Source organism: Sporosarcina sp. SAFN-015 (genome assembly GCF_051966875.1).
Lineage (GTDB): Bacteria > Bacillota > Bacilli > Bacillales_A > Planococcaceae > Sporosarcina.
In genome coordinates, this window is the sequence record NZ_JBQCKP010000003.1 from 106,662 (window position 1) to 133,645 (window position 26,984).

Here is a 26,984-nt window from a genome sequence, read left to right on the forward strand (position 1 = left end):
GCATTGATTGTTATGTGGAACCATCGTAAATTCGATAAGCCATGTTTTGTTCCCGTGTACTCAAACGGCTTGCGCCTCGTACTTAGGGTGGTAATCATCTATCTACAGACCCATCAAAAGAAGGTGTCTGTCCCTTCATCAGTTTGATTCCTTCAGAAGAGTGCCCCTACCATAATTTGGGTTTCTCGCTCGTGGGGTTTACCGCGTTCCATCTGACCCGTTTCCGAATCAGCTACGTCACTGTGGCACTTTTCAGGGGACCTCATCCATATGTGCAAAAGCACACTTAGGATTTATCCCCGCCGTCAATGCGCTATGCGCACTGCCCCGGCTTATTTTTTCGCCGAGCACGGACACTACGGTCATCTCAGAACCGTGCGAGCATGGACTTTCCTCTACAACTTGACGTTGCAGCGATTACCTGAATTCACACTATGGTTACAATAGTATACTGCAATTTTCGACAAAAATCAACGGATTTCTTTATGCCGTCGATTGTCCAAATTATTCGTGGTCGTACAACTTGCTGCCGAATACATGTTTCTCCAAATTGGAAATCCGTTTTAACAGATCGAAGTTTGTTGTATTGGCATTCGTTGCAACTGGTCGTTTCGCTGCTGATGCTAGCTCATCTTTCAGCTTCTCGTTTTCCATTCGCAATTCTGAAATTGTTTTTTTGAAAGCTTCATAATCCTGAATAACCTGATCCAGGAAAAGATCTACGTCTTCTTGATTATATCCTCGTAAACCCGTTTTAAACTCTTTCTCAAGAATCGTCTTAGAATCAAGTTTTATTTCCATGAAATGACGCCCTTCCATCTATGTTTACATGTCGCAAGTATAGCATATTTTGTACAACTTTGTCTTTCTATTTCGGTTGGCGCGCAAGATTTTGTCGGTTAGTGCGCTTCCCCGGGAAATAGCTTCTTCCTCAATCTCATTTCCCGGTGATTGAATACATTTCCCATCCGGACTTTGAATCGATTCGTTATGTCCGGGTCTTGCCGCAAATGACGTATCGCTTCTTTTGTGTAATGAAGTGCCTTTTCTGGCTCCTTCAATTTATGCTCAAACAGCTTCGCCAATTCCTCAAAGGCAATGATTTTTTCTCTTCCTGCCAATCCTGCTGAGGCAATTTCAAATGAGTCAATTGCATCTGAATGACGCCCTTCTTTTTTAAGAAGGAATCCGATATGAAAATGCGCTTTCGGCTCTTCCACACCATATTCCTCGATGACATCCATAAGTATATCTTTGCTGCGGCTAAACGATTTCAAGTCTGTATACCATTTTCCGATATTCGTTTGCGCGTTTGCAGATGATAGCACGTCGCCTTGCAAAAGAAGATCCGTTGACCGGATATACAAGGTGACAAGCGATAGGATATCCCATTCATTATGCAAAAGGACTTTCATCAATATTTCGGCACGACCATTTTTAACCGCGTCCTGATAAATGATCGGCGCCATATGTCCGGGAATATCGCCTTCACGGAAAAAACCGAGCTGTTCCTCCTCGACTGCAGTCAATTTGAATGTATCCATTTCATTTTTCCAGATTCTTTTCGATCCGTGCAGCAAATCAATTTCAGTATGCTTCAGTAACTGCGGGAGCACATTTCGATTCATCGTCCATCTCGTTTGCACTTGTGGCATATCAAAGCTTTTTCCGTTGTACATGACGATCGACATCGGTGTTTTCCATAGATTTGTAGCATAAAGGAATGCGGCTTCATGATCCGGCCCCGGCAACACATATTGCGTTAAAGTAAACGCCTCTTCCGTATATTCAATGAATCCCATTAAAAATATAAGTGTGCCGGTACCTTTTAAGCCGGTCGTCTCCGTATCGAAAAAGACGAGCGGTTTTGTAAAGTCAGGAGCAAGAGGATGAATTTCCTCTGATTTACGCCATCTTTCCACTGTGTCCAACAATCCGGAAAGCGAATAGTTCCCATGCTGATGATTTGGTTTATAGACAACCGTCCGTTTATACACGACGCCGTATTCGTTCTCCTCTTTCGTCAATCCGGCCGAAAGCCATCTTTTCTCGTAAGAAGGAGACGGAGGGGTTTCACGTTTCGGAGCTGGGGTTATTGCTTCGACTTGAGGAGCTTTCTTTTTCAGAAGCTTCTTCATTGCCATCATTTTAGCTTCATAAGACATCGCTCTTCCCCCTAATGAGAGAATGCAAAAGGGAAATGACATCTCTCTTCATCCGGATTCCTTCTTCTTGCGCTCCTATGCAGACCGGACAACCGTTTTCGCAAAGGCAACCGCGTACATGCTCCGCCGCCTTTTGCAAGAGTTCATCCCACCGACCATAAATCTTCTCGCTTAGACCGATGCCGCCCGGATAACTATCATAAATGAAAATTGTCGGCTTCCCCGTATGGATTGCCTTCACTTGTGGCACGACGTGGATATCCGTCCTGTCACAGCGGACAAATAATGGAATAAATGATTGAATTGCGTAAGCGGCACCAGTGAGCGCGTCCGTCAATTCGGATTCCTTCCACCCATCCGGAGCGTCAAATGAATACCAAGTGGATGAAGTATGAAGTTCCTCGGCAGGCAGTGAAATTGGACCGGAACCGATATTATCATGCGTATCGAAACGAATTTTTTTAAAAATCGTCGGGATCGCCAAAACAGCAATATCTCCATACGCTACTTCCGCTTTCCCTAGTTGGCTGTTTTCATCTTCGCTAATAACTTTTAATTCCACAGCCAAATTAGCGTCTGTATAATAATCGACATCGACTTCCGTGACGTATGCCTTTTTTTCATCCCAATCTAGCATTTCGACTTGATATTGCTTGCCTTGGTGGATGTAGATCGCCTCTTCGTGCAATAACGTCATTGCGCTGTAGCGGTCCATTTCTCCGATGACGACAGTTCCTTTAGGAATCGTCTTGTCGATGATGACGACATTTTCTTGGGAGGCTGAACGTAGACTGATTTCGCTTGCCGGGAATCTGTCTGTCATCCAATGCCATTTATCGGATGTTTTGACGAGCACCCCTTCCGCTTCCAAAAAGGCGAGCAGCTCTTGAACTTCGAATTCTCCGTATGTTTCCGACATCGTGAACGGCAATTCAAATGAGGCGCATTTCAGATGATCCATGAGGATAAGCATATTATCAGGATGGATCCTCGCTTCTTCCGGTGTTTGGCCGAGCAAGTATTCAGGATGCTGAATAATGTATTGGTCAAGCGCCATCGATTGCGCAACATAAATGATCAATGCATCATCCTGCCTTCTTCCTGCTCGTCCGGCTTGTTGGTAGGCGCTTGCGATATTACCTGGATAGCCAGTCATGATGCATGCTTGCAATTGGCCGATATCGATGCCGAGTTCGAGCGCATTCGTGCTCACGACAGTTTTGATCTCCCCGTCACGCAGCCTTTTTTCAATTTTTCTACGCTCCGAAGGCAAATAGCCGCCTCGGTATCCCATGATTGTCTGATCAAATAGTTTTTTCTTCGTCAATTCCTTCATATACGTAACAAGCATTTCAACGCGAACCCTGCTTTTTGCAAAGATGATTGTTTGGACACCTTCTCTGTACAAAAACGACGCGATATCCCTCACTTCGAGGATTGCGCTTCGCCGGATGCCGAATGTTTTATGGACAATAGGCGGGTTGTAAAATATGAAATGCTTGACGCCTGAAGGAGCGCCATTTTTCGAGATGAGACGCATCGGTGAGTTTGTCAACGTCTCGGCAAGCTCTTTCGGATTGGCAATTGTCGCAGATGTACAGATGAAAATCGGATCGCACCCATAATAATTGCAAATACGCTTTAGTCTTCTAATTACATGGGCAACGTGGCTTCCGAACACCCCTTTATACGTATGCAATTCATCTATGATGATATACTTCAAGTTTTCGAAGAGAGATACCCATTTTGTATGGTGAGGCAATATGCCCGAGTGAAGCATATCGGGATTCGTCAAAACGATATGTCCTGATTTACGAACTTTCGTTCTCAGCCCAGGTGCCGTATCTCCATCATACGTATAGCTGAGGATTGTCTCCCCGCTCGCTTCAATCAACTCATGCAAATCCGCCAATTGGTCTTGTGCGAGAGCTTTTGTTGGAAATAAATACAGCGCACGGGATGAATCGTCCTCCAAAATACTTTGCAGGACGGGCAGATGATAGCATAATGATTTCCCAGAAGCAGTCGGCGTCACAGCTGTTATTGAATTTCCTGACGTCGCAAGATCGAACGCCTCTCGTTGGTGACTGTATAAGCGTTCAATCCCTTTGTCTGCCAGCGCCTTGACGATGGATGGATGAAGCCGTTCTGGAAATGATGCATATTCGGCAGATTTCCCTTCAATTTTTTCATAATGTCGAATATTGGAGGACAGTTCAGGATCGGATAAGAAGAGATCAACCGTTTCACGGACGCTTGTCTTCTTCATCCTTGCCCCCCTCCTTTAGATCGCAATTCATCCAGCACCGTTTTCAATGTGTATGTGGCAGAATTGATGGAAAGGATAAACCGTTTCTTTCCTGTTTTCGGGTAAAAAGATTGTACGATGAATTGCTTCATCGATTCGTTCAATGATTCGATTTGATGAGGATGAATGTATTTCGGCCTTTCATTTCGAATTAAGAGCCTAATTTCCTCAGTCCATTCGTCAAGCAATCTATGATTAATATCTGCATAAGGTTTCACTTCTGTAAAAAAATCAGGCTCTCGATCCTCTTTTCGCATAGCGGGAAGTCTATTCAAGCACTCTTCACATACAGAAAGGAGCCGTTCCGTTTTCTCTATTAAGGTTACCAAGTTATTTCTTCCTTTCCGAAGTCTTTCCTATAGTCTATCAAAAACTGCACCTAGACACCAAACTTCAACGAACGTGCATTCTTTAATATGATCTGAACACTAATTTCGCGCAACTTTTAAAGCGATAATCCGTCCAATCATTATGGTATGATAGTTCTGCGAGGTGGTAGGAATGACAATTCGATATCCGAACGGAAAAAAATATGTTCCGGCACAACGCTCTGCCCGAGTGAATAAAAAAAATTTATCGTTCAGTAATCGAGGAAAATCGTTAGAGGACGAGTTGAACGAAACGAATGAGTATTATTTGGCCAACAATAAAGCAGTCATCCACAAGAAGCCGGTCCCTATCCAAATCGTACACGTAAAATATCCTGCTAGAAGCGCAGCCGTCATAACCGAAGCATATTTCAGATCTCCTTCCACGACTGACTATAATGGCGTTTGGAAAGGGAAATATATTGACTTTGAAGCAAAGGAGACGAAGAATACAACTTCATTTCCGTTGCAAAATATTCATGAGCATCAGGTCGAGCATATGAAAAAAGTGACTGAGCAAGATGGAATCGCATTTCTATTAGTGAAATTTGCCGTTCTTGATCGCTATTTCATCATCCCCTACGAGTACTTCGAAAAAAAGTGGGAAAGAATGATAGCAGGAGGAAGAAAATCTATTACACTTAATGAAATGGAAGAGATATCCATAGAAATAAAAGCAAGTTTTAATCCACGGCTTGATTATTTAGCCGCCTTGGACACAATTTTGCAAAGACCTGAATAAGAAACGATTGAAAGGCAGGAAAACTTATGAGTGATCAGACAAAATCAAGAGCAGCCCGACGCCAGCAGTTAGAGGCAGAAAAAAAGCGCGGGAAGAATAAAAAGAAAAAGAACGGCGGCAATATCATTAAAAAAGTCATTCTTGGGATAGTTGCACTTGGTATTGCGATGTTGATCGGCGGAGCGGGACTTTTTGCTTTCTATGCAAGCAGTGCACCCGACCTCGATGAAAGCTTATTGAAAGATCCGCTAACGTCCCATATAGCTGATCGAAACGGCAATGTCTTTATGAAATTCGGTGCGGAAAACCGGGAATTCGTACCTTACGATCAAATTCCGGAACAGATGGAAGCCGCTGTTCTCGCAACCGAGGACGTACGATTCTACAAACACCATGGTATGGATTTCTGGCGACTCGGTGGTGCAGTGCTTGCAAACTTTAAAAGCGGCTTCGGTTCTCAAGGAGCATCAACGCTTACACAGCAGGTCATTAAGAACTCTTTCCTTTCCGATGAAAAGACATTGAAGCGTAAAGCTCAAGAAGCATGGCTCGCTTTTAAATTAGAAAGAGAATATGACAAAGAACAAATCTTTGAGATGTATTTCAATAAAATCCTTATGTCAGGCAATATTTACGGAATCGGGACAGCCGCAAAAGAATTTTACGGTAAAGATCTGGATGAGCTTGAATTGCATGAAATGGCACTATTGGCGGGGATGCCTCAATCTCCGAACGGATACAATCCGTTTAAAAATCCGGAGCGGGCTGAAAAACGTCGGAATACAGTCCTTAGCCTAATGTACAAACATGGAAAAATAACGAAGGACGAAATGGAAAAAGCGAAAGCCATCCCTGTAACTAAAACACTTCTTCCAGAAGATCAACGTCAACAAAACAAGGATTCGAAGTATCTTGCGTATGTCGACATCGTATTGGATGAATTAGAAGCGGAAGGCATGATGGATATCTTGGCAGAAGGTGTAACGATCCAAACCTCCCTTGATCCAAAAGCTCAGCAATCTGTTGAAAAGGCGATTAACAATGCATCTATTTATGAGTCAGAGGAAATGCAAGCAGGAATGACCGTGCTCGACACAAAGACAGGAGAAATTGTTGCAATCGGTGGCGGGAGAAATTTCACAGGACGGAATTTGAACTTCGCTTCTGGAGATAATCTCAGACAGCCCGGCTCGGTCATCAAACCAATCCTTTCCTACGGTCCTATCATTGAAAATGAAAGCTGGTCGACTGCACATATCGTAGTTGACGAACCATATAAATACAAAGGCACTGACATATCGATTCGAAATGTGGACGGGAAATATTTGGGACCGATTACTGCTAGAGAAGCTTTGTACCGCTCTAGAAATATTCCAGCCGTCAAAGTATTTGAAGAAGTTGGAACAAAACGGGCTCGTGAATTTGCTGGAAAGCTTGGTCTAGAATATGGTGATATGACTTCCACGCTTGCTATTGGCGGAGGGGATGCTGAATTTTCCACTATTCAAATGGCAGGCGCCTATGCTCCGTTCGGCAACGGCGGGATTTATACAAAACCGCATGCAGTCAAGAAAATCGTTTACCGCGATGGCTCCGAGCGTAACTTGGCACCGGATCCTAAGACGGTCATGAAAGATTCAACGGCTTATATGGTGACGGATATATTACGTGATGTCATTACTTACGGAACTGGTAAGACGGCGGGCGTATCAGGACTGGATATGGCCGGTAAGACTGGTACGACAAACTATGATTCAAAAACGATGCAAGAAAAAGGAATGAAAAGTACGGATGTACCGGATAGCTGGTTCACTGGCTATACGACGGAATATACCATTTCTGCATGGGGCGGATACAAAGATTTTAAAACTCCGATTACAACATATGATAAAGGTCGCTATGTGCCGCAAATCCTTTTCAGGACTGTGATGACCGATCTTGTAGCCGGAAAGAATACGCCTCATTTCAAAAAGCCGAGCTCAGTTGAAGAAGCTGTCATCGTGAAAGGGTCCAATCCGGCAATCCTTGCGAGCAATTCGACTCCTGATGCGTTAAAGAGCACTGAATTATTCGTTAGAGGAACGGTTCCAACCGAAATGGATGAAGAAGTGATTACTGAACTTGAAGCTCCTAGCGGCTTATCTGCAGAATATGATGCAGAGACGAACTCGATATCACTGAATTGGTCATATGAAGATCCAGATGCATTTGTGCTTCCGGAACCTATTCAATTCAACGTCTCTGTTGCAGTTGACGGCGGCGAACCGCAGGCCGTGAAGACGACATCCGATCATGGGTTGATGTTCTCCGGAGTTGAAATGGGTCGTACGTATATCTTCTACGTGACAGCATCCTCGGGAGACATTGAAAGTAGTGCAGCTTCCACATCCCTATTGATTGAGGGACAAAATGAAGATGACTCTTGGATGGATGACGGAAGTGATGAAGAAAATAACGGCGAAAACAATAACAACAATAATGGAAATTCGAATAACGGAAATTGGAACAATGGCAACAACGGTAATAACAACAATGGTAATAATGGTAACAATGGCAATAACAACAATGGCACCAATGATGGAAATGGTGGAAACAATGGAGACTCCGATAATTCGACCGGAGACGGTTCAGGAAGTTCGGGAGATGATACAACGGACTCGGGCTCCGGAGGAGATGATGTCTCTGATGACGGAACCAACGATGGCGGGAACAGATAAGTAATATGTAAAAAGTCGGAAGGGATTAACTCCCTTCCGACTTTATTTATTCTTCGCTATTTGACTCACTGCTTTTTTCATCGCCTCGATATATAATGCATCCAACTGAATGTATGCATAATACCCAGATATCTTACTTCGTATGAATGCTAGACGCTCTTCCCCATTCAGTGGTTCAATTGACGATTTTTTACCGTCTGTAACAAAAGGTTCGACAAATAAAAACGACTCAACCATTTCCAAGTAATTGTCAATGGCTATTTCCATCATGTGGGCAGCTTTAGGATCCTTTTGCTTATATGCATCCTCGATACTTGCTTTCATGTCCAACCAATTGTTCCAGAAGGAATAAAGCAACTCCTTCTTATCCATTTCGGAATTATGCAATGCCTTTCATCCTTTTCTTCCCTTCCCTGCATAAAGGAAGGAGTGGACATTCACTGCAATTCGGATTTTGGGCTTTGCAATGATATCTTCCAAAAAAAATGATTTGATGGTGCGTGTCCGTCCATTTTTCCATAGGGGTCCAGCGCATGATTTTTTCTTCCACCATGAGAGGTGTATCTTTCCAACGATTCATACCGAGGCGCTTGGCAACCCGCTCAACATGAGTGTCAACTGCCATTGCCGGAATGCCGAAAGCGTTCGAAACGACAACATTGGCTGTTTTCCTGCCGACACCTGGAAACGTCGTTAGTAAATCTCTATCCGCTGGCACTACTCCATCAAATTCTTCGATCAAAAGAGCGCTCAACGCTTGAATATTTTTCGCTTTATTCCGATACAGGCCAATGGAACGAATGTCGTTTTGGAGCTCTTCAATATCAACGGCCAAGTAATCTTCAGGCGTTTTATATTTTTTGAATAAATCCGCTGTTACCCGGTTTACGAGCACGTCTGTACATTGAGCGGAGAGTAATGTGGCGACGAGCAGCTCAAAAGCGTTTTCGTGCACCAGCTCACAATGAGCGTCGGGAAACATCTTCCCGAATTCTTCTAGACAGACTTCCCATTGTTTCTTCGTCAACATAGACAATCACCTATTCCCGTTCTTCCAGCCAATTATAAAAAGGAACCTTTTTTACAGCGGCTTCCTGATTTTGAACTGGACGTATCATTGATGTCCTGAACGACCTAGATTGCTTTTCCACGTCATTCAACGTTCTTACTCTTTTCTTTTTCCATTCGAACAATATCCGGTCAATATAGCGCAAACTGAGCTTTTGGGCAAGAACCGCCTCTTTCAATGCTGCCCTGATAATCTGGACGGCATGTCCATCTTCATCCAGCCACATTGTAATCGTTTCGCATTCCATTGGTGATAAAAGTCTTCCGAACTCCTGCTCGAACAACGTAAAGATTTCGCCTTCTTCTTCCTTGTCTTTCTGTTCTTCCTTTACGTTCTTTTCAGCTAGTACAATACTTACTAATCTGTTCCATAATGGCTGCATCGAGAACTGTTCGTAAAGTACTCCGTTTTCGTCCTGACCTTGCTTGATTTCCAATAATCCACGCTGCATGAAGCGTTGAAGGATGGCGGACACTTCATTTTCGGTTAAATGCATACGTGCTGCAAGATCAGATGGCGTAGGAAATTGTGAACCCTCTGCTTGATATGCATACATATGCAACAAGAGAACGGCATCGACATCTTTTATATCCAACGCTTTATAGTGCTGAAAAAAGAGCTGGGAAATAGTTACATTTCCCTGCTCAATCCAAATACGGAGCCGTTCTTCATCTTGCATGGCGAACACCTCACTATTTATTTCTTACTTCTATTACGGATATAGACGATTCAACAAACGTGGGAACGGAATTGTTTCCCGAACGTGCTCGACTCCGGAAATCCACGCTACCGTCCGTTCCAACCCAAGTCCGAAGCCGGAATGTGGAACAGCGCCGTATTTACTTAATTCTAAATACCATTCATAAGCAGACTCATCCAAATTATGCTCTTTGATGCGTTGCTTCATTAAATCATAGTCATAAATACGTTCTGAGCCGCCGATGATTTCCCCATAGCCTTCCGGAGCAATCAAATCTGCGCAAAGAACTACATCATCGCGATCTGGGTGCGGTTGCATATAGAACGATTTAATATCCTTAGGATAATTTGTAATGAAGACAGGCATATCAAAGTTTTCGGCAATCGCAGTTTCATGCGGAGCACCGAAATCATCGCCCCATTGAATGTCGTCAAAGCCCTTTTCTTGAAGGAACTTAATTGCATCATCATAAGAAATACGAGGGAATGGAGCTTGGATCTTTTCAAGTTTCGAAACATCCCGACCAAGTCGCTCGAGTTCCAATGGGCAGTTTTGCAATACGGATTGGACGATATGCGAAACATATTGCTCTTGAATTTCCAAGCTTTCTTCATGTTGCACGAATGCCATTTCAGGTTCAATCATCCAGAATTCAATCAAATGACGGCGTGTTTTCGATTTCTCTGCACGGAATGTCGGTCCAAATGAAAATACTTTTCCGAGAGCCATCGCTGCAGCTTCAAGATAGAGCTGTCCTGATTGTGATAAATAAGCATCTTCATCAAAGTATTTTGTATGGAATAGTTCTGTAGTCCCTTCAGGTGAAGAACCTGTCAATATCGGAGGATCTATTTTCACAAAACCGTTCATATGGAAAAATTCAAATGTAGAGCGGATGATTTCGTTCCGAATTTTCATGATGGCATGCTGTTTACGAGACCGTAGCCATAAATGACGGTTATCCATCAAAAACTCTGTTCCGTGTTCCTTCGGCGTAATTGGATAATCGATTGCTTCGTGAATGATTTCGATATCTTTTACTTGCAGTTCGACTCCGAATGAAGAACGTTCATCTTCCGTCACTTCTGCTGTCACATAAAGGGAAGATTCCTGATGCAGAGATTTCGCTTTAGCGAAAACTTCCTCCCCGACAACTTCCTTGACGACAACACCTTGGACAAATCCAGAACCGTCGCGAAGTTGAAGGAAAGCGATTTTGCCGCTTGATCTTTTATTCGATAACCATGCTCCGATCCGGACAGTTTCACCAACGTGATCGGGCATTTCGTGAATCATAATTGTTTTCATAAGTACCTCCGTGAGTGTATGACTATTATTCTTTCCAGTTAGCTTCTACGTATGAGCGGATACGTTTTACCGCTTCTTCAAGCAGGTCGATCGATGTTGCATAGGACAATCGGATCGTTTCAGGTGAACCAAATCCGGACCCTGGGATGACTGCCACTTTTGCTTCAGTTAATAATGCGGATGCAAAATCGTCCACATTAGTAAAACCGGTTTTCTTTATCGCTTCCGAAACTTCCGGCAGCAAATAGAATGCACCTTGAGGTTTGACGACTGTAAAACCCGGTATTGCTGCAAGCTGGGGATAAATACGCTCTAATCTCGACTCGAAATCTTTCCTCATCGTTTCCACTGCATCTTGAGGGCCGTTATACGCTTCAATCGCAGCATATTGTGACGTAGTTGTCGGATTGGATGTCGAATGGCTTGCCAAATTCGTCATAGCGCTGACGACTTGTGCATCGCCCGCGATATAACCGATTCTCCAACCAGTCATTGAATGTGATTTGGATACGCCATTAATGATGAACGTCCGATTTTTCGCATCTTCCGAAAGCTGGGCGATCGAAACATGCTTCTCTCCACCATAAATCAATTTTTCATAGATTTCATCCGAAATGATCCAAATGTCCTTTTCTCGACAAACTTCTGCTATTTGTTGAAGTTCTTCACGAGAATAGATCATACCAGTAGGATTTCCTGGAGAATTGATAATGACAGCTTTTGTTTTAGACGTGATTGCGCCACTGATTTGTTCAGCCGTCACTTTGAACTGGGCATCGGAAGTGCCTTCGACAAATACAGGAACACCTTCAGCCAGCTTCACTTGCTCAGGATAGCTTACCCAATATGGAGTAGGAATGATCACTTCATCGCTAGGGTCCAGTATGACTTGGAAGAGTGTGTATAAAACATGCTTCGCGCCAATACCGATCATAATTTCCTGCCTTGAATAATCTAACTGCTGATCCGCCTTCAATTTGGCAATGACGGCATCCTTCAATGCAGGAAGCCCCCCAGAAGGCGTATATTTTGTCTTGCCTTCTTTCATCGATTGATAAGCTGCTTCCAAAATGTTTTCCGGCGTATTGTAATCAGGCTCGCCTGCACCTAACCCGATAACGTCGATACCCGACTCTTTCATCTCTTTCGCTTTCGCCGTAATGGCAAGGGTTGTTGATGGTGATAATGTATTCACTCTAGCCGCTAATTTCTTTGTCAACAGAATCGCTCCCTTTTGTCCCTTCATCTCTTGAATGAATGCATTTATAGATTTAAAATCCGCTTCCACCATTCACCGTTCTCAAAAAAGACATACACATAATTCAACTTGCCATTGTCACCTTTAAATGCGACTTCCCATACAGGATGGCCTTCTTCCAAGCCGAGTGTCACATGAAGGATTTTCTCCACTTGCAGTTCTGCTTTGACTGTTTTGATCGCTGCATCTGCTTCAATTCCGTCTTTCATCGCCACTTCATCGATGATTTCCCCTGTTTTCCCTTCAATGAATACCGCTTTCTCATTGCCTTCATCATCTTTGCCAAACACCGTTACCATCGATACGGTACCATTGTAAATTTCGGAGTGCTCAACAGATTGCAAAGCGCCAGTTTTCAAAGCAGCCGTTTCCGCATCTTGTTGGGCGGTCGAAAAAGGTTTGTTGGCATTATAAAAAACGATGACAATGATGACAAGTGATAATGCCAAAAGGAAAGCTGCGATGAATTTGACCCAATTCATCATTCGTCTCACTTCCTATACACAAAACTGCCATTAGAATGCAACCGCATCCCGTTATCTACTGGATTCCTATTTATTATAACAATCTTCGAGCTCATTCACCATATGTTCTAATGACACTTTCTGAATAGGAACGGAAGGCAGTGCAGCTAAAAAACGCTTTCCGTATGATTTTGTTTCAATTCGCCTATCCAAAATGATGAAAAAGCCCCTATCTCCAGATGACCGTATTAATCGACCGAACCCTTGGCGGAACCTTAAAATTGCTTCTGGTAGAGATAAATCAGTAAATGGGTTCGAACCGTTCGCTGCAAGCTTTGCTGCCCTCGCTTTGAAAACAACTTCATCCGGCGATGAAAATGGCAGTCTGACAATAATGACAGCGGATAATGCTTCTCCAGGGACATCAACGCCTTCCCAAAAACTGTTCGTTCCAAACAAGATCGATTTACCGAACTGGCGGAATGACTTTAAAAGTTTCATACGGCTGCCCGAACTGACGCCTTGTGCGATTAGAGCATAATCATTCAATAATTCACTTTCTAAAATCAATTCATATGTTTTGCGCAACATATCTTGAGAAGTAAATAAAACGAAGAGCCTTCCGCCAGTCGCGATTACAGTTTGGACGACAGCATCCGCTACAGCCTCGATATAGTCGCTCTGTGAAACATGCTGGATTGAAGGCATATCTTCAACGATAAATATCCCAGCGTTGTCATAGAAATGAGCTGGAGCATCAAATGTCAAAACAGGCACGTGATCCTCAATGCCTAGCTGCCTTGGAACAAATCGCTCATCTTGATTGATCGTCATCGTAGCAGACGTCCAAACGACTCCAATGTTTTCATTTTTTAAGCTAGTAATGAATTCCTTCGTAATTGCAGAGCCATCTACAGGACTTTTCACTACATTCAAGCTTCCTGGCAAGCTTCTTTTATCTTTTTCAATCCAAACAGTGAAATTATCTGTTTCATCATCCAAAAATATTTCAACCCATTCGCCGGCTTTGATTTTCAATTCTCGTAACCAATAATTCCATTCGGATAAAAACGCCTGTTCTTTCATCGACATTTTTTCTCTGTATGATTCCAATCGTAAACTAATCGTTTGCACATTCTGTATATATTCATTCATTTTGTCAGCCATTTGTGAAAAGACCGGTTTATTTCCGGCTATTTCTTCAAGACTGAAAACCACTCGATTTCCTTGCTGGCCACCGCCAGATTGCGGCTTATGGGATGACATTAGCGAAGCAACTTCATCAAATATATTGGAGAATTTCTCATAAGAGGCTGAGAGCTTCCCAAATAGTTGATTTCCAAAGTTACTATATTTTCGATGAAGGTTCATCAAATGATGAAGAAGCTGGCCATCTGCATCAGAGCCTAGCTGACCCATGACATACTTCCAATTCATATAGGACAACACTGTCTCATTGGAATTCGCTGCTGTATGAATGAATTGATGGGCTTCATCGATGATCAAGCCCGAAAAGTTATGAAATATCTTTTGTTCTCGGTTGGAATCCGACAATAGCATCGAGTGATTCGTAATGATGAGATTCGAATGCCGACAAGCGTCTATCATCCGCTGGTGGTAATCTGCCGCTTTCTCATCGTCCTTCAGCCGATTATTCCGCTTGCGGATTCTATCAACAAATAATTGTCCACCGCCAGAAACATTCAATTCATTCAAATCACCTGTTTCCGTATCTGTCAGCCAAACAAGGATTTGCATGATGGTAAACGTCTCATCATACGATTCGTCTGTAATTCTCAATAACTCCTCGAACTTGCCGAGCGATAAATACTGCTCTCTGCCTTTTAGAACTGTAGCGGTGCAATCAATGCCAAGCATTGTACGAACTCGCTCCACTTCGTCTTCTAAAATCTTATCGACAAGGTGATTTGTGAACGTACTAATGACTACTGGTTTCCCTGTTTGAAACGAATGAATAGTTGCAGGCAGCAAATAGCCGACTGTCTTTCCTACCCCAGTCGGGACTTCAGCTATAACTTCAGCATGTGAATTCAGCGTTTCCCATATTGCATCCATGAAAGACAGTTGGGACTTTCGATATTCGAAAGAAGGATAACCTTTCTTTAAAAGATCGATTTTTTCCTTTTCATTCAACGGGTACGAGGACCGGGCTGCGATCGCCCCTCCAATATTTTCCACTTTACGGTATGGAATTCCTCTAAATAAAGGAAGCTTACGACCGTTTGCGGATGTTCGGACGTGCCTCAACGCTTCATAGATGAGTGTTGAAATATCCGAACGTAATGAGAATGAACGTCTATGCAACAAGTTCAACGTTTCTTCAGGCAATGTCCGAAGTTTGGATAATGCTGTCAGCAGCAAATTTGCTGTCGCTTCCGCATCATCATCCGCTCTATGAGCAGTTGGCAGCTCAATATCGAGGTCCTCTGCCAAGTCTTGAAGACGATAGCTAGAGGAGGACGGGAAAAGAATTTTGGATAACTCGACAGTATCGATTTTCTTACCGGACCATCCAGATACTTTGCAACGCTTAAATTCACTTTGCAAAAACGATAGGTCGAAATCTGTATTATGCGCTACAAATACCGTTCCTTGGAGCATGTCGGAAACTTCTTGCGCAATTTTTTCAAATGTCGGAGCAGTCCGAACTTCTTCATCCGTAATTGCGGTCAATTGTTGGATGAACGCGGGTATTTCACGTTCTGGATTGACAAATCGGGCATACGTTTTCGTGATTGTCCCGTTTTCAATGAAAACAATCGCGATTTGTATAATCCGATCTCCCTTTGCAGGAGAATGTCCAGTCGTTTCCAAGTCAACGACTGCATATGTACTATTATCCATTCAATCATCAACTTCCTGTATTGAATACTACAGCAGATTGTATCATATTCCGGCGCTCGTTTGCTCGATTAGGTGTTCTTAGCAAAAAAAAATGCTGATGAAGGAAATTCCCTCCTCCATCAGCGTTGTATTCAATTAAGCAATAACACCAGGCGCTTCCGTGATTACTTCTTTAATCCGATTATTGTCATCCATAAGGAGCACTGTCGGTGTATGTGTACTAGCTTCATCTTCTGAAACATAAGCATAAGAAATGATAATAACAATATCACCTTGTTGAACGAGCCTCGCTGCAGCGCCATTGACGCAAACGACTCCACTGCCGCGTTCGCCTGCAATGATATACGTTTCAAAACGCGCTCCGTTGTTGTTATTGACGATATGGACTTTTTCATTCGGAAGCATTCCCGCAGCATCCAGTAAATCGCTATCGATCGTTACGCTTCCTACATAATTCAGATTCGCTTCCGTCACCGTGGCGCGGTGCAGTTTACTGTTCATCATCATACGGAACATAAGTACCATCCTTTGTTGACATAATAATATTATCTATTAACCTCGTTGTCGAGAATTTTACTGCACATGCTAAAATAACTTCCTGTGTACCTTCTAAAACTGGTACCAATTGAGGATATGCAAGTAACCTGACATAATCAATTTTCCCGGAGCTATTGCAGACAATCCAATCCGATACTTCCTGTTCAATAGCATTCGGGTCGGCTCCCTCAGCAAACATCTGCGCTCCAATTTGCAATGCTCGATAAATGATAGGAGCTTCTGTACGCTCTGCCGTTGTTAAATTCACATTGCGAGAGCTTTTTGCCAAGCCGTCATCTTCTCTTACAATCGGAACCCTCACGATAGCTGTCCGTAAATTGAAGTCACGGACAAATGTTTCAATAATGGCTAGTTGCTGAGCATCTTTCATGCCAAAATAGGAGCGATCCGGATCAACGATATTGAAAAGCTTCAATACCACTTTGAGCACCCCATCGAAATGTCCTGGCCTTGCAGCACCGCAAAGTTCACTCGCCTGCATTCCCGGCAATATGCGAATGCCGCCATCCATAGGATACATTTCTTCCACTGTGGGAATGAATACAATATCGACGCCAGCTTCTCTCGCAAGACGGATATCCCTCTCACGATCACGTGGATAGGATTCAAAGTCCTCGCCTGGTCCGAACTGTGCCGGATTAACAAAAATACTCATGACGACGATGTCGTTTTGCTCCCTTGCATGTTTGGCGAGAGATAGATGTCCTTCATGCAAAAATCCCATAGTAGGGACGAAACCGACAGTTTTATGGTTTCTTTCATTTCGGTTCAGTTTCTTTTGGAGTTCTTCGATTGTTTCAATTACTTGGATGTCGTTACTTTCAACGTACATCAGTCATTCCTCCGTATAATGCGACCAATTCATCTTCCTTCATTGCAAAACGGTGTGCTTCAGTTGGAAATTCACCTGACTTGACGGCTGAGGCATACTTCTGCAAACCATTCCGGATATCCTCTCCAATATTGGCGTACGCTTCTACAAATTTAGGGATGTGGTGGTTTCCGTATTTGACTGTATCATGGAAAACGAGCACTTGACCGTCTGTCTCTGCTCCTGCCCCTATCCCGATCGTAGGGATGGAGACGGCTTTCGAAACTTGTTCCGACAACTGATACGGAATACATTCCAGAACGATCATGCATGCGCCCGCTGCTTCACAAGCGATTGCATCCTTAATAAGTTGTTCCGCAGCTTCGGCTGTCTTCCCTTGCACTTTATATCCCCCAACGACAGCAGCCGACTGAGGAAGCAATCCTAGATGGGCGACGACTGGAATCCCTGTTTCGGTCAGCAGGCGTATAGTGTCGATCACCTTTCCTCCGCCTTCCAGTTTCAATGCGTTCGCATCAGTCTCCTGAAAGATGCGGACAGCAGCTTCCAACGTCCTATCAACAGAACCGTGATACGAAGCGAAAGGCATGTCGACGACGACGAATGTCTCCTTTGCACCACGTCTTACCGCTTTTCCATGATGTATCATGTCTTCGACCGTAACAGATGCTGTCGAGTCATAACCTAATACGACCATTCCGAGCGAATCTCCTACGAGAAGGATATCAATTCCTGCCTCCTCAGCCATTTGCGCAGTTGGATGATCATACGCAGTAAGCATGGCAATTTTCTCCCCCAGGCGTTTCATTTTCGTAAAATCCGTACTACTTTTCATCCGTATCCTCTCCCTTTTGTTTGTCAAAATGAAGAAAACCGAAAATTGAAAAACCTTCTGGCCAAAAATGGGCAGAAGGATTGTGTAATTACGATTTTTGGTTTCCTCCGTCCCTGTCTTTTGCAAGATCAAGGCAGAACTTATTAGGTTTTGACTGTCAATCATACGTCCTTGAAGGTGCAATTCCGATTGATACTGCCCTTCGCCATTACTATAGCAAATCAAGGAAGTTTTGTATAGTTCAATCTTTAATAACTATATCAGCCGAATAAATGCCTCTCACGGTCCCGTCATCGAGCTGAAGCTCCAAAAGACCATCCTCTGAAATACCTAAAGCGGTGCCTTCGATCGTCTCATGTAACATGACTGCACGAATCCGTTTGCCTGCTGTGTTCGAATAACTTTCCCAAAGCAGCTTAATCGGTCCAAATCCGTGTTTTTCATACATTCCCGTATACAATTCCAGAAAACCTAGAATTTCAGCAATAAGCTTCGAACGATCGATTTCCATTCCACTTTCTATCTTCAGTGAAGTAGCTATCTCTTTCAGCTCCATCGGAAAATCTTCTTCGTCATGATTGACATTCATGCCGATTCCAAGAACGATAGCCTTCACTCGATCAGGTTCTGATTGAAGTTCAGTTAGTATGCCAGTCATCTTTTTACCGTTGATTAAAATATCATTTGGCCACTTGATCATCGCTTCAACACCGGTGACAGTTTCAATCGCCCGGACGACAGCAACAGCTGCAACAAGTGTCATTTGCGGCGCCTGTTGAGGGATTAAGGACGGTCGAACAATCAAACTCATCCAAATTCCTTTTTTCGCTGCTGAATTCCATGGACGTGACAGTCTCCCCTTGCCGGCTGTCTGCTCTTCCGATACGACGAGAGTCCCATCAGATGCTCCAGCTTGTGCAGCATCGTGTGCAATATTTTGAGTCGACTCGCAGCTATTATAATAATCGATGACCTTTCCATAAGTTTTTGTCTGTAAAAACTTGTGAATGTTTGCGGCGTTCACACGGTCTGGCGAAGAGATGAGTACATACCCCTTTTTCCTAATCGAAGCGATTTCATAGCCTTCTTCTTCAAATTCTTTTATATATTTCCAAATAGCTGTTCGCGAAAGGCCAAATTCATCTGCAACCTCCTGCCCCGAAATTGGAGTTCCTTGAGATTCAAAAAGTCTTTTTAGCAATTCATCCTTGACGTTTGTATTCATTAAGAAACCATTCCTTTATCTTTTCAGCATCATTTGGGCAATGTCGATGCAAAACCATATTTTCGATTTTATCCATCCATTCGCCGAGCCATCTGCCGCCTCTTTGGCTTGTCCACGCCATTAAGTCTTTCCCATCGATTTGCAAGTCTTCCTTTGAACGAATCGGCAAGTTTTCTTGCATTCGTATCATATCCTCGATAGAAATTTTATGTTCATTCGGATGAAAGGTTTGCCATACTTGTTCTGCGGTGATCAGCACTTCGATGTGAAATTGGTAATAATCATCTATCGTGAATTGATTGAACTGCCTTCTATTAAATGCAGCAAGAACATCCGACAGAAAAGCTTTCTCTCGATTAGAAAGCTTATATGCCTTTGCAAGATTCATGACTGAAAAATCCCCTGCAAGCATCATTGCCGCCCAACCTTGTTTTGCTGTTTCAAAAGGGGCACAAGCGATTAAACATTGGACATCGTTTGGAAATAGCGGCAAGTACTCAGATAGGCGGGTATCCGCTATCGTCTCAAGCGCTTTTGCCGGGTTGACACCTTTCCATAACTTATCCATTTCAACTTTGATACGCTCTACAGAAATATGCTTTATGCTGGCGGCGTTTTCTTGAATGGCCAGCAACGTCTCATCCTCGATTTCAAAATTTAAAACAGACGAAAAACGGATTGCACGAATCATACGCAGCGCGTCCTCATGGAATCTGTCAGCTGCTTTTCCGACTGCCCGGATTTTGCGATTTTGAAGATCTATCATTCCACTAAACGGGTCGATTAATTCACCAGTTAGCGTCAACGCGATTGCATTCATCGTAAAATCCCTGCGCTGCAAATCATCCTTCAATGATCTGACAAACTCCACTTCGTCAGGTCTCCTGTGGTCTGAATATGTACTTTCCGTACGGTACGTCGTAACTTCGATCGGTTCGCCATCCATCAAAACCATAACTGTCCCATGGGCGATTCCGACGTCAATCGTATGAGTGAACACATGCTTTACTTCTTCTGGTGTGGCAGACGTTGCTATATCGATATCCGAAGCTTCTTTACCAAGTAAATAATCCCGGACAGAACCACCGACAAACACCGCCTCATAACCTGCTTCCTCCAATTGGCGAATGACTTTTCGGCTCGATGCTGTTCCAAATTGCGAAGTCATTTCAAACCCGCCACTCTATAGTACAGCTCTTCATATTGAAGAACGATCGAGGTTGAATTAAATTTATCATCCACTGTCCGTAATGCATTTTCCCGGAATTCTCTGTGTAGGATCGGGTCTTCAAGAAGCATCTTCGCTTTCTCCGCAGCCGACTTCACATCTCCCAGTTCAACGAGGAATCCGTTCTTGCCGTCCTCAATCACTTCAGGAATGCCACCGATTTCAGTTGCAATTGCCGGTACGCCGCATGCAAAGCCCTCTAGAAGAACCAGCCCGAACGCCTCTTTCTCCGATAATAAGAACATGACATCGCTAATTGCCAAAAGTTCCGGAAGGTCATCGCGTTTCCCGGTAAAGATGATATCCCTTTCAAGCCCTTCGCTTTTCGCCTTCTCCATCATCTCAATCTTTTCAGGACCTGCGCCGACTAATACTAATTTCGAATCAATTTCCTTATGGATAAGCTTAAAGCTGTCAATTATATCCGAAATCCTTTTCACACTTCTGAAGTTCGAAATATGAATGATAACCTTTTCATTTTCCTTGATACCTAGTTCACTCTTTAATGAACCAGGATCGACCGGCTTGTATTTCTCTTCGTCGATAAAATTATAAATTGTCAGTATTTCTTTATCAGGCTCAATTAACGAAAGCGTATCCTGCCGTAGTGATTCAGAAACGGCTGTCGTCAAATCTGATTTTTCAATTCCATAACGGACTGTGTTTTTCAATCCGGGATCATGGCCAAGTATTGTTACATCAGTTCCATGCAATGTCGTGATCACACCAATATTTGAATTCGCCATATCCTTTGCGAGAGCTGCTGAGATAGCATGAGGCACTGCGTAATGGACATGCAATAGATCCAGCTCTTCCTCTTCAATCACTCGAGCAATCCGATTTGCTAAGGCAATATCGTACGGCGGGTACTTGAAAACGGCATAACCGTCAATCTTTACTTCGTGAAAGTAGACATTGGGGTGTCCGTCGGGAATTCGGAAAGGACGACTTGAGGTGATAAAATGCATCTCGTGTCCCCATTCCGCCATTTTCAATCCAAGCTCTGTCGCGACAACCCCGGATCCCCCAAGCGTGGGATAACAGATTATACCGACTTTCAATTTTTTCATATACTGCACCTCTTCCGAACAACGTTAATCGATTATATTTTCTAAGCCATATACGAGATCTTTTCGATCGATCACTTCCCGGATCGCCATCATAATCCCTGGCATAAAGCTTTTCCTGTCAAATGAATCATGACGAATCGTCAATAACTCCCCTTCTCCGCCAAGGAGGACTTGTTGGTGGGCTAGCAAACCTGGCAACCGAACACTATGGATTTTCATCCCTTCCACATCAGCTCCCCTTGCCCCTTCCAAATGGACTTGCTCCTCTGGGTGCCCTTGAATATGCGCTGGTCTATTTTCTTTAATCATTTCTGCGGTTTTTACGGCAGTTCCAGAAGGTGCATCTAGTTTTCGGTCATGATGCATTTCGAGAATCTCCACATCCCCCAAATAGCGGGCTGCTTGTGCGGCAAACTTCATCATGAGAACGGCTCCAATGGAGAAATTCGGAGCAATGATTCCACCGACATGAGTTGACTCCACCAATTCAAAGATGGAATCCAGCTCCTGCTTCGACAAACCGGAAGTTCCGACGACCGGATGGACGCCAAGTGACAAAGCTGCTTTCACATTATTGAAGACGGCATCCGGATCAGTTACATCCAACAGCACTGCCGGTTGATGATCTTCGCAAAGCTTTGAAAACGATGTATATACTGGAATACCCTTTTTCTCTTCATTTATCGCACCATTATGTAAATGCAAACCGTCATATTTATAATCCAGTGCAGCTACTACTTCTGCGTCATTTGCCGCTTCTATCGCTTCTATCGCTGTAGACCCCATTCTTCCACGGGCCCCTGCAATGGCTACTTTTATTTTCATCAAATTTCCTCCTTTTTCGTCCAGCGGTCTGCGTCACGTTCTTTGAATTTATTCAAGACATTCATTAATGCATCCTCTAGACTGATTCCTTGTGAATTCGCGAAACAGATGAGAACAAACAATAAATCACCTGTCTCCTCTGCTAGCGATTTGATTTCTTCGCTCTCCTTTTTCTTTTTCACGCCATATACATGCTGGACTTCCCTCGAAAGTTCACCAAGCTCTTCTGTAAGGCGGGCGAGCATCTCCATCGGAGGGAAATACCCTTCCTCAAAACTCGATATGTACGTATGAACTTCTTCTTGCAAGTTTTTCATCGTTTTTGCTTGTTCCAATTTGCTTCCGTCTCCTTCATTTGTTATCGTATTCATTCATAGGACTATTGTCAAAAAATCTGTAATCATTGATAATAGCAAAAGCGGAGGGCGCCTGCACAGAGGCGACAGGCATAAGGCAAAGATGTGGCGTGGCGCACTTTGCCACAGAGCATCTTTGACTTATGACCCGAGTCTCTGGCGCCCGGAGTCTAGACGTAAGAAAGAAAGGTGGTTATCATTTGCTTCACGGAATAAAATTCAAAAATGTTTTTTTCATTATCCTCGGAGCGGCGATATTCAGTTTTGGCCTTGTACATTTTAATATTCAGCACGAACTAGCAGAAGGCGGATTTACCGGTATTACGCTTATCCTCTTATTTGCCTTCAACTGGGATCCGGCCATTATGAACTTAGTGTTAAACATTCCGATGTTCATCATCGGTTGGAAGCTTTTAGGAAGGAAAGTTTTCATCTATACGATTATCGGTACCGTCGCTGTATCCGTCTTCTTGAAAGTCTTTATGAAATACCAGTTCAACATCCATTTGGAAGGCGATATGTTCCTTGTGGCCCTTTTCGCTGGTGTTTTCATCGGTATTGGGCTCGGCATCATTTTCAGGTATGGCGGAACAACTGGCGGTGTAGATATTATCGCACGTTTGGCGCATAAGTACATAGGCTGGAGCATGGGAAAGACAATGTTTATGTTTGACGCGTTCGTAATTTTGCTTTCTTGGGCAGTCTACTTGGATCATAGGTCTATGATGTATACGCTTGTCGCACTGTTCGTCGGTGCTCGTGTGATCGACTTCGTTCAAGAGGGTGCATACGCCGCTAAAGGTGCTTTTATCATTTCAGAAGCTCAAGACAAGATTGCTTCGAAGATTACGATGGAAATGGACAGAGGTGTTACTGTTTTTAAGGGATATGGCCATTTCACAAAATCAGACCGTGAAATATTATATTGCGTCGTCGGTAGAAATGAGATGATGCGATTGAAAAATATTGTCACTTCGATTGATCCTCATGCATTTGTGTCGGTTTCAGATGTACATGATGTATTAGGGGAAGGTTTCACACTCGATGACCAGAAACAACCGTTAGATCATTGACCATATAAAAACCCGACCATTTGCGGTCGGGTTTTTCGTTTTAATCTCTGTTCGTAAAAATCAGCAAAAGTCGAAGCAGTTCCATTACGGCAACAGCTGTGGCAGCGACATATGTCATTGCGGCAGCGCTCAATACTTTCTTCGCATGAGGTTCTTCTTCATTTCGAATGATGCCTAGCTCAACAATCTGATTCATTGCACGCGTTGATGCATTAAACTCTACAGGCAATGTTACAACTTGGAATAAAACACCTACTGCCATTAACGCGATTCCTATTCCGAGCATGTAATTCATGCTAGATGCAAGTATCCCGATAATAATGAAAATCCATGAAGCGTTAGATGTGATGTTCGCTACCGGAGCCAATCGATGGCGGAATCGCAAAAATGCATATGCTTCTGCGTCTTGAATGGCGTGTCCGACCTCGTGTGCCGCGACAGCAGTACCAGCAACTGAAGCTTCATGATAGTTTTGAGATGATAATGCGACCGTTTTTGTCAACGGGTTATAATGGTCACTCAAAAACCCTTTGCTTTCAACGACTTTTACGTCTTGCAAACCGTTGCGATCGAGGATAAGACGTGCAACTTGTGCACCTGTCATACCTGATGTCGAACGAATTTGTGCGTATTTGTTATACGTACTTTTTACTTTGAATTGGGTATACAACGGAAGCAGCATGATGATAACCAAATAAACGATAAAAGACAATCCTATTTCCCCTCCCTTTTATGTCTACTCTTATTTTATAATGAGCACGATTGAACCGCAACTTTTTACTATTATACTATAGCTACTTCCCGATTCTTCCTTATTTTCCATAGAGCAACTGCCAAAGCTATACATGCGATGGAGAGCCAGAATGTGAAATAGCCGATTTGTTGCATATGTTTCATCAAATCATGATAAATCGGCATCTGTCCGAATACATAATCGATTACATCATTATGTAATGTCCAAATTCCCGCTATGGCGATATGCTTAAGCTTAAATTTATAAAATGGGCTATAGAGGATAGCCTGCACTGCCATTGCAAAATGAGAGCCGATGAGCATCCAACCGACAGGATCTAATTCGCCCAGTTCTAGCATAGTAAGCAAATTCATGACAACTGCCCATAATCCATATTTAACGAGAGTGATGAGAGCGAGTGCTTCGATCAATTTGAAATTCCGACCGATTAGCCAACCAATAATTGCAAGTAAGAAAAACAGACTTGCCGTTGGACTATCCGGAACAAAAATCCAAAATTTCGGTTCCGTCAACTCCAATTGCCACATATACCAATCATAGCCGTATACCGTGCCAATTATGTTGACGAATAATAAAATCCATAGAAATGATTTATGTGATAATATAAACCAAATACGATTATAAATAGAAATCATCGCCATCTCCCCAAAAAGAAATGTCATTCAGCAGTTAATTAAAACGTTTATGTATAATAATTTGTAAAAAAAAAGAGTCAGTCTCCTGACTCTTTTTCCTGTTGATATTACTCTTCAGTTTTCAAGCCTGCAAGGAATTCTGCTAGGACTTGCAAATCTTCGTCCGAGCCTGTCCATTGCCCTGGTGGCATTGTACCAATACCATTATGTGCAATGTCGACAATCTCTTCTGGTGTATGTCCTGTGTTGATTAATGCTGGTCCTAGACCACCTTGGAAAGCGTCACCATGACAGCCGATACATGAAGATCCTGCGTAAATCTGATAACCTTCAGATTCTGGATCGAATTGAACTTCTTCAACAATTGCACCTTGTGCTTTCGCTTTTTCCCAGTCATGGTTCACGACTGATTCCCATGTCAAATAGAAAAGTGCTGCGAAAGTAAGGAGCATGAAAGCAGTCGGAAGAGGGCGCTTGAATGGACGACGCTCTTTCGAAGTATCCATGAAAGGAACAAGCATTAAAGCTCCAATAGCCAAACCAGGCATGATAATCGCACCGACTACGTTAAACGGTCCGGATGCAAACTCATACTTTAGCAATTGGTACATGGATAGGAAATACCAGTCAGGAACCGGTATGTATGTTGTATCCGTAGGATCAGCTTGACGCTCAAGCGGAGACGGATGGGCAACTGTCAGAATTAAATATCCGATTAGGAAGATGGCACCGATAATCCACTCTTTCAAGAGGAAGTTCGGCCAGAAAGCTTCTGTTTTACCCGGATATTCCGAGTAATCTTTAGGGACATTCGGCATCTTGCCTTCTGCTTTGATGCGCGAGTCACCAACAAATTTCATACCTTTTCCGCGTTGCATTTTGTCCCCTCCTTATTCTAATTTCAGACGATCAACATATTGTTGCATGTTAATCTTATAGCGGACCGGAAATACCTTGTCTTCTGATCATGATAAAGTGTGCCGCAAGCAACCCAAGCAAAGCAGCAGGTAGGAAAAATACATGAATCGCAAAGAATCGTGTCAATGTTTGAGCTCCAAGAATTGTGGAGTCACCCGCAAGAAGGATTTTAATTTGTTCACCGATGAATGGCACCGATGCAGCAATTTCAATACCAACTTTAGTAGCGAACAACGCTTTCATATCCCATGGCAATAAGTAACCTGTGAAACCTAGACCAAGCATAACGATAAATATTAATACTCCGACGATCCAGTTCAATTCACGAGGCTTTTTATATGAGCCAGTAAAGAATACACGCAATGTATGCAAGAACATCATTACGATAACTAGCGATGCTCCCCAGTGGTGCATCCCACGCACAATCTCACCGAATGCAACTTCGTTTTGAAGATAGTAAACGGATTTCCATGCATTTTCAATATCCGGGGTGTAATACATTGTAAGGAACATGCCTGAAAGAATCTGGATGACCGTTACGAAAAACGTCAAACCTCCGAAACAATAAATGAATGCAGAAAAATGATGTGCAGGGTTCACGTGCTCAGGTACTTCATGGTCAGCGATATCACGCCAAATCGGGGTGATATCCAACCGTTCGTCAACCCAATCATAAATTTTATTCAGCACTTCGGTCGTACCCCCTTACAT

General features: G+C 43.3%; 26 protein-coding genes and 1 other RNA gene. 3 read left to right on the plus strand and 24 right to left on the minus strand.

The window, feature by feature from the left end:
- Positions 1-30: 30 nt before the first annotated feature.
- From rnpB to ACTHPA_RS06305, 5 genes are all read right to left on the minus strand, one after another.
- An RNA gene (gene rnpB, locus ACTHPA_RS06285) (RNase P RNA component class B) lies at positions 31-429 on the minus strand.
- 75 nt (positions 430-504) lie between these two features.
- Entirely contained in the window at positions 505-801 is a 297-nt protein-coding gene (gene gpsB, locus ACTHPA_RS06290; RefSeq protein ID WP_440499310.1) for a cell division regulator GpsB, read from the minus strand.
- Positions 802-899: 98 nt separating this feature from the next.
- Complete coding sequence (locus ACTHPA_RS06295) at positions 900-2,165, minus strand: ribonuclease H-like domain-containing protein (RefSeq protein WP_440499311.1); 1,266 nt, start codon at positions 2,163-2,165, stop codon at positions 900-902.
- Positions 2,155-4,434 (minus strand): DEAD/DEAH box helicase, encoded by a 2,280-nt coding sequence (locus ACTHPA_RS06300; RefSeq protein WP_440499312.1) that lies wholly within the window; start codon positions 4,432-4,434, stop codon positions 2,155-2,157. The genes ACTHPA_RS06295 and ACTHPA_RS06300 overlap by 11 nt, the downstream gene beginning before the upstream one ends.
- Entirely contained in the window at positions 4,431-4,802 is a 372-nt protein-coding gene (locus ACTHPA_RS06305; RefSeq protein ID WP_440499313.1) for a YppE family protein, read from the minus strand. The genes ACTHPA_RS06300 and ACTHPA_RS06305 overlap by 4 nt, the downstream gene beginning before the upstream one ends.
- Positions 4,803-4,974: 172 nt before the next feature.
- Here ACTHPA_RS06305 and recU point away from each other — a divergent pair, with 172 nt between their 5' ends.
- Entirely contained in the window at positions 4,975-5,583 is a 609-nt protein-coding gene (gene recU, locus ACTHPA_RS06310) for a Holliday junction resolvase RecU (RefSeq protein WP_440499314.1), read from the plus strand.
- Positions 5,584-5,609: 26 nt separating this feature from the next.
- Complete coding sequence (locus ACTHPA_RS06315) at positions 5,610-8,300, plus strand: transglycosylase domain-containing protein (protein ID WP_440499315.1); 2,691 nt, start codon at positions 5,610-5,612, stop codon at positions 8,298-8,300.
- Positions 8,301-8,342: 42 nt separating this feature from the next.
- On the opposite strand, the gene ACTHPA_RS06320 is transcribed toward ACTHPA_RS06315, so the two are convergent.
- The 15 genes from ACTHPA_RS06320 to ACTHPA_RS06390 form a co-directional block, all read right to left on the minus strand.
- On the minus strand, positions 8,343-8,687 hold the full coding sequence (locus ACTHPA_RS06320; RefSeq protein ID WP_440499316.1) for a YpoC family protein: 345 nt from the start codon (positions 8,685-8,687) through the stop codon (positions 8,343-8,345).
- Positions 8,680-9,330 (minus strand): endonuclease III, encoded by a 651-nt coding sequence (nth, locus tag ACTHPA_RS06325; protein WP_440499317.1) that lies wholly within the window; start codon positions 9,328-9,330, stop codon positions 8,680-8,682. Before nth ends, ACTHPA_RS06320 begins: the two co-directional genes overlap by 8 nt.
- Positions 9,331-9,340: 10 nt before the next feature.
- Positions 9,341-10,048: a DnaD domain protein gene (locus ACTHPA_RS06330; protein ID WP_440499318.1), complete on the minus strand. Its 708-nt coding sequence runs from the start codon at positions 10,046-10,048 to the stop codon at positions 9,341-9,343.
- Between the two features lie 33 nt (positions 10,049-10,081).
- Entirely contained in the window at positions 10,082-11,377 is a 1,296-nt protein-coding gene (gene asnS / locus ACTHPA_RS06335) for an asparagine--tRNA ligase (RefSeq protein WP_440499319.1), read from the minus strand.
- Between the two features lie 25 nt (positions 11,378-11,402).
- Positions 11,403-12,596, minus strand: a complete 1,194-nt coding sequence (locus ACTHPA_RS06340; protein WP_440499320.1) for a pyridoxal phosphate-dependent aminotransferase — start codon at positions 12,594-12,596, stop codon at positions 11,403-11,405.
- Between the two features lie 44 nt (positions 12,597-12,640).
- Positions 12,641-13,120 carry a cell wall elongation regulator TseB-like domain-containing protein gene (locus ACTHPA_RS06345; protein WP_440499321.1) on the minus strand — a complete coding sequence of 160 codons (480 nt, stop codon included), beginning with the start codon at positions 13,118-13,120 and terminating at the stop codon, positions 12,641-12,643.
- Between the two features lie 66 nt (positions 13,121-13,186).
- Positions 13,187-15,964 carry an ATP-dependent DNA helicase DinG gene (dinG, locus tag ACTHPA_RS06350; protein ID WP_440499322.1) on the minus strand — a complete coding sequence of 926 codons (2,778 nt, stop codon included), beginning with the start codon at positions 15,962-15,964 and terminating at the stop codon, positions 13,187-13,189.
- A 135-nt stretch (positions 15,965-16,099) separates the two neighbouring features.
- Entirely contained in the window at positions 16,100-16,480 is a 381-nt protein-coding gene (gene panD / locus ACTHPA_RS06355) for an aspartate 1-decarboxylase (protein WP_440499323.1), read from the minus strand.
- Positions 16,455-17,354 (minus strand): pantoate--beta-alanine ligase, encoded by a 900-nt coding sequence (gene panC / locus ACTHPA_RS06360; protein WP_440499324.1) that lies wholly within the window; start codon positions 17,352-17,354, stop codon positions 16,455-16,457. The genes panD and panC overlap by 26 nt, the downstream gene beginning before the upstream one ends.
- Positions 17,344-18,189, minus strand: coding sequence for a 3-methyl-2-oxobutanoate hydroxymethyltransferase (panB, locus tag ACTHPA_RS06365; protein ID WP_440499325.1), 846 nt, complete (start codon positions 18,187-18,189; stop codon positions 17,344-17,346). Before panB ends, panC begins: the two co-directional genes overlap by 11 nt.
- A 241-nt stretch (positions 18,190-18,430) precedes the next feature.
- On the minus strand, positions 18,431-19,414 hold the full coding sequence (locus ACTHPA_RS06370; protein WP_440499326.1) for a biotin--[acetyl-CoA-carboxylase] ligase: 984 nt from the start codon (positions 19,412-19,414) through the stop codon (positions 18,431-18,433).
- The gene (locus tag ACTHPA_RS06375) at positions 19,392-20,582 is read right to left on the minus strand and encodes a CCA tRNA nucleotidyltransferase (protein WP_440499327.1); all 1,191 of its coding nucleotides are present in this window, start codon (positions 20,580-20,582) and stop codon (positions 19,392-19,394) included. The genes ACTHPA_RS06370 and ACTHPA_RS06375 overlap by 23 nt, the downstream gene beginning before the upstream one ends.
- On the minus strand, positions 20,579-21,712 hold the full coding sequence (gene bshA, locus ACTHPA_RS06380; protein WP_440499328.1) for an N-acetyl-alpha-D-glucosaminyl L-malate synthase BshA: 1,134 nt from the start codon (positions 21,710-21,712) through the stop codon (positions 20,579-20,581). Before bshA ends, ACTHPA_RS06375 begins: the two co-directional genes overlap by 4 nt.
- Before the next feature lie 24 nt (positions 21,713-21,736).
- On the minus strand, positions 21,737-22,537 hold the full coding sequence (gene dapB / locus ACTHPA_RS06385) for a 4-hydroxy-tetrahydrodipicolinate reductase (RefSeq protein WP_440499329.1): 801 nt from the start codon (positions 22,535-22,537) through the stop codon (positions 21,737-21,739).
- Positions 22,537-22,908 (minus strand): nucleotide pyrophosphohydrolase, encoded by a 372-nt coding sequence (locus ACTHPA_RS06390; RefSeq protein WP_440499330.1) that lies wholly within the window; start codon positions 22,906-22,908, stop codon positions 22,537-22,539. Before ACTHPA_RS06390 ends, dapB begins: the two co-directional genes overlap by 1 nt.
- Before the next feature lie 185 nt (positions 22,909-23,093).
- Here ACTHPA_RS06390 and ACTHPA_RS06395 point away from each other — a divergent pair, with 185 nt between their 5' ends.
- A complete protein-coding gene (locus ACTHPA_RS06395; RefSeq protein ID WP_440499331.1) occupies positions 23,094-23,966 on the plus strand; it encodes a YitT family protein in 873 nt (290 codons plus the stop codon).
- A 40-nt stretch (positions 23,967-24,006) separates the two neighbouring features.
- On the opposite strand, the gene ACTHPA_RS06400 is transcribed toward ACTHPA_RS06395, so the two are convergent.
- The 4 genes from ACTHPA_RS06400 to qcrB form a co-directional block, all read right to left on the minus strand.
- Complete coding sequence (locus ACTHPA_RS06400) at positions 24,007-24,684, minus strand: zinc metallopeptidase (RefSeq protein WP_440499649.1); 678 nt, start codon at positions 24,682-24,684, stop codon at positions 24,007-24,009.
- 65 nt (positions 24,685-24,749) lie between these two features.
- Positions 24,750-25,355 carry a DUF1405 domain-containing protein gene (locus tag ACTHPA_RS06405; RefSeq protein WP_440499332.1) on the minus strand — a complete coding sequence of 202 codons (606 nt, stop codon included), beginning with the start codon at positions 25,353-25,355 and terminating at the stop codon, positions 24,750-24,752.
- Between the two features lie 107 nt (positions 25,356-25,462).
- Complete coding sequence (locus ACTHPA_RS06410) at positions 25,463-26,233, minus strand: c-type cytochrome (protein ID WP_440499333.1); 771 nt, start codon at positions 26,231-26,233, stop codon at positions 25,463-25,465.
- Positions 26,234-26,288: 55 nt separating this feature from the next.
- Positions 26,289-26,963, minus strand: a complete 675-nt coding sequence (gene qcrB / locus ACTHPA_RS06415; RefSeq protein WP_440499334.1) for a menaquinol-cytochrome c reductase cytochrome b subunit — start codon at positions 26,961-26,963, stop codon at positions 26,289-26,291.
- Between the last annotated feature and the right edge of the window lie 21 nt (positions 26,964-26,984).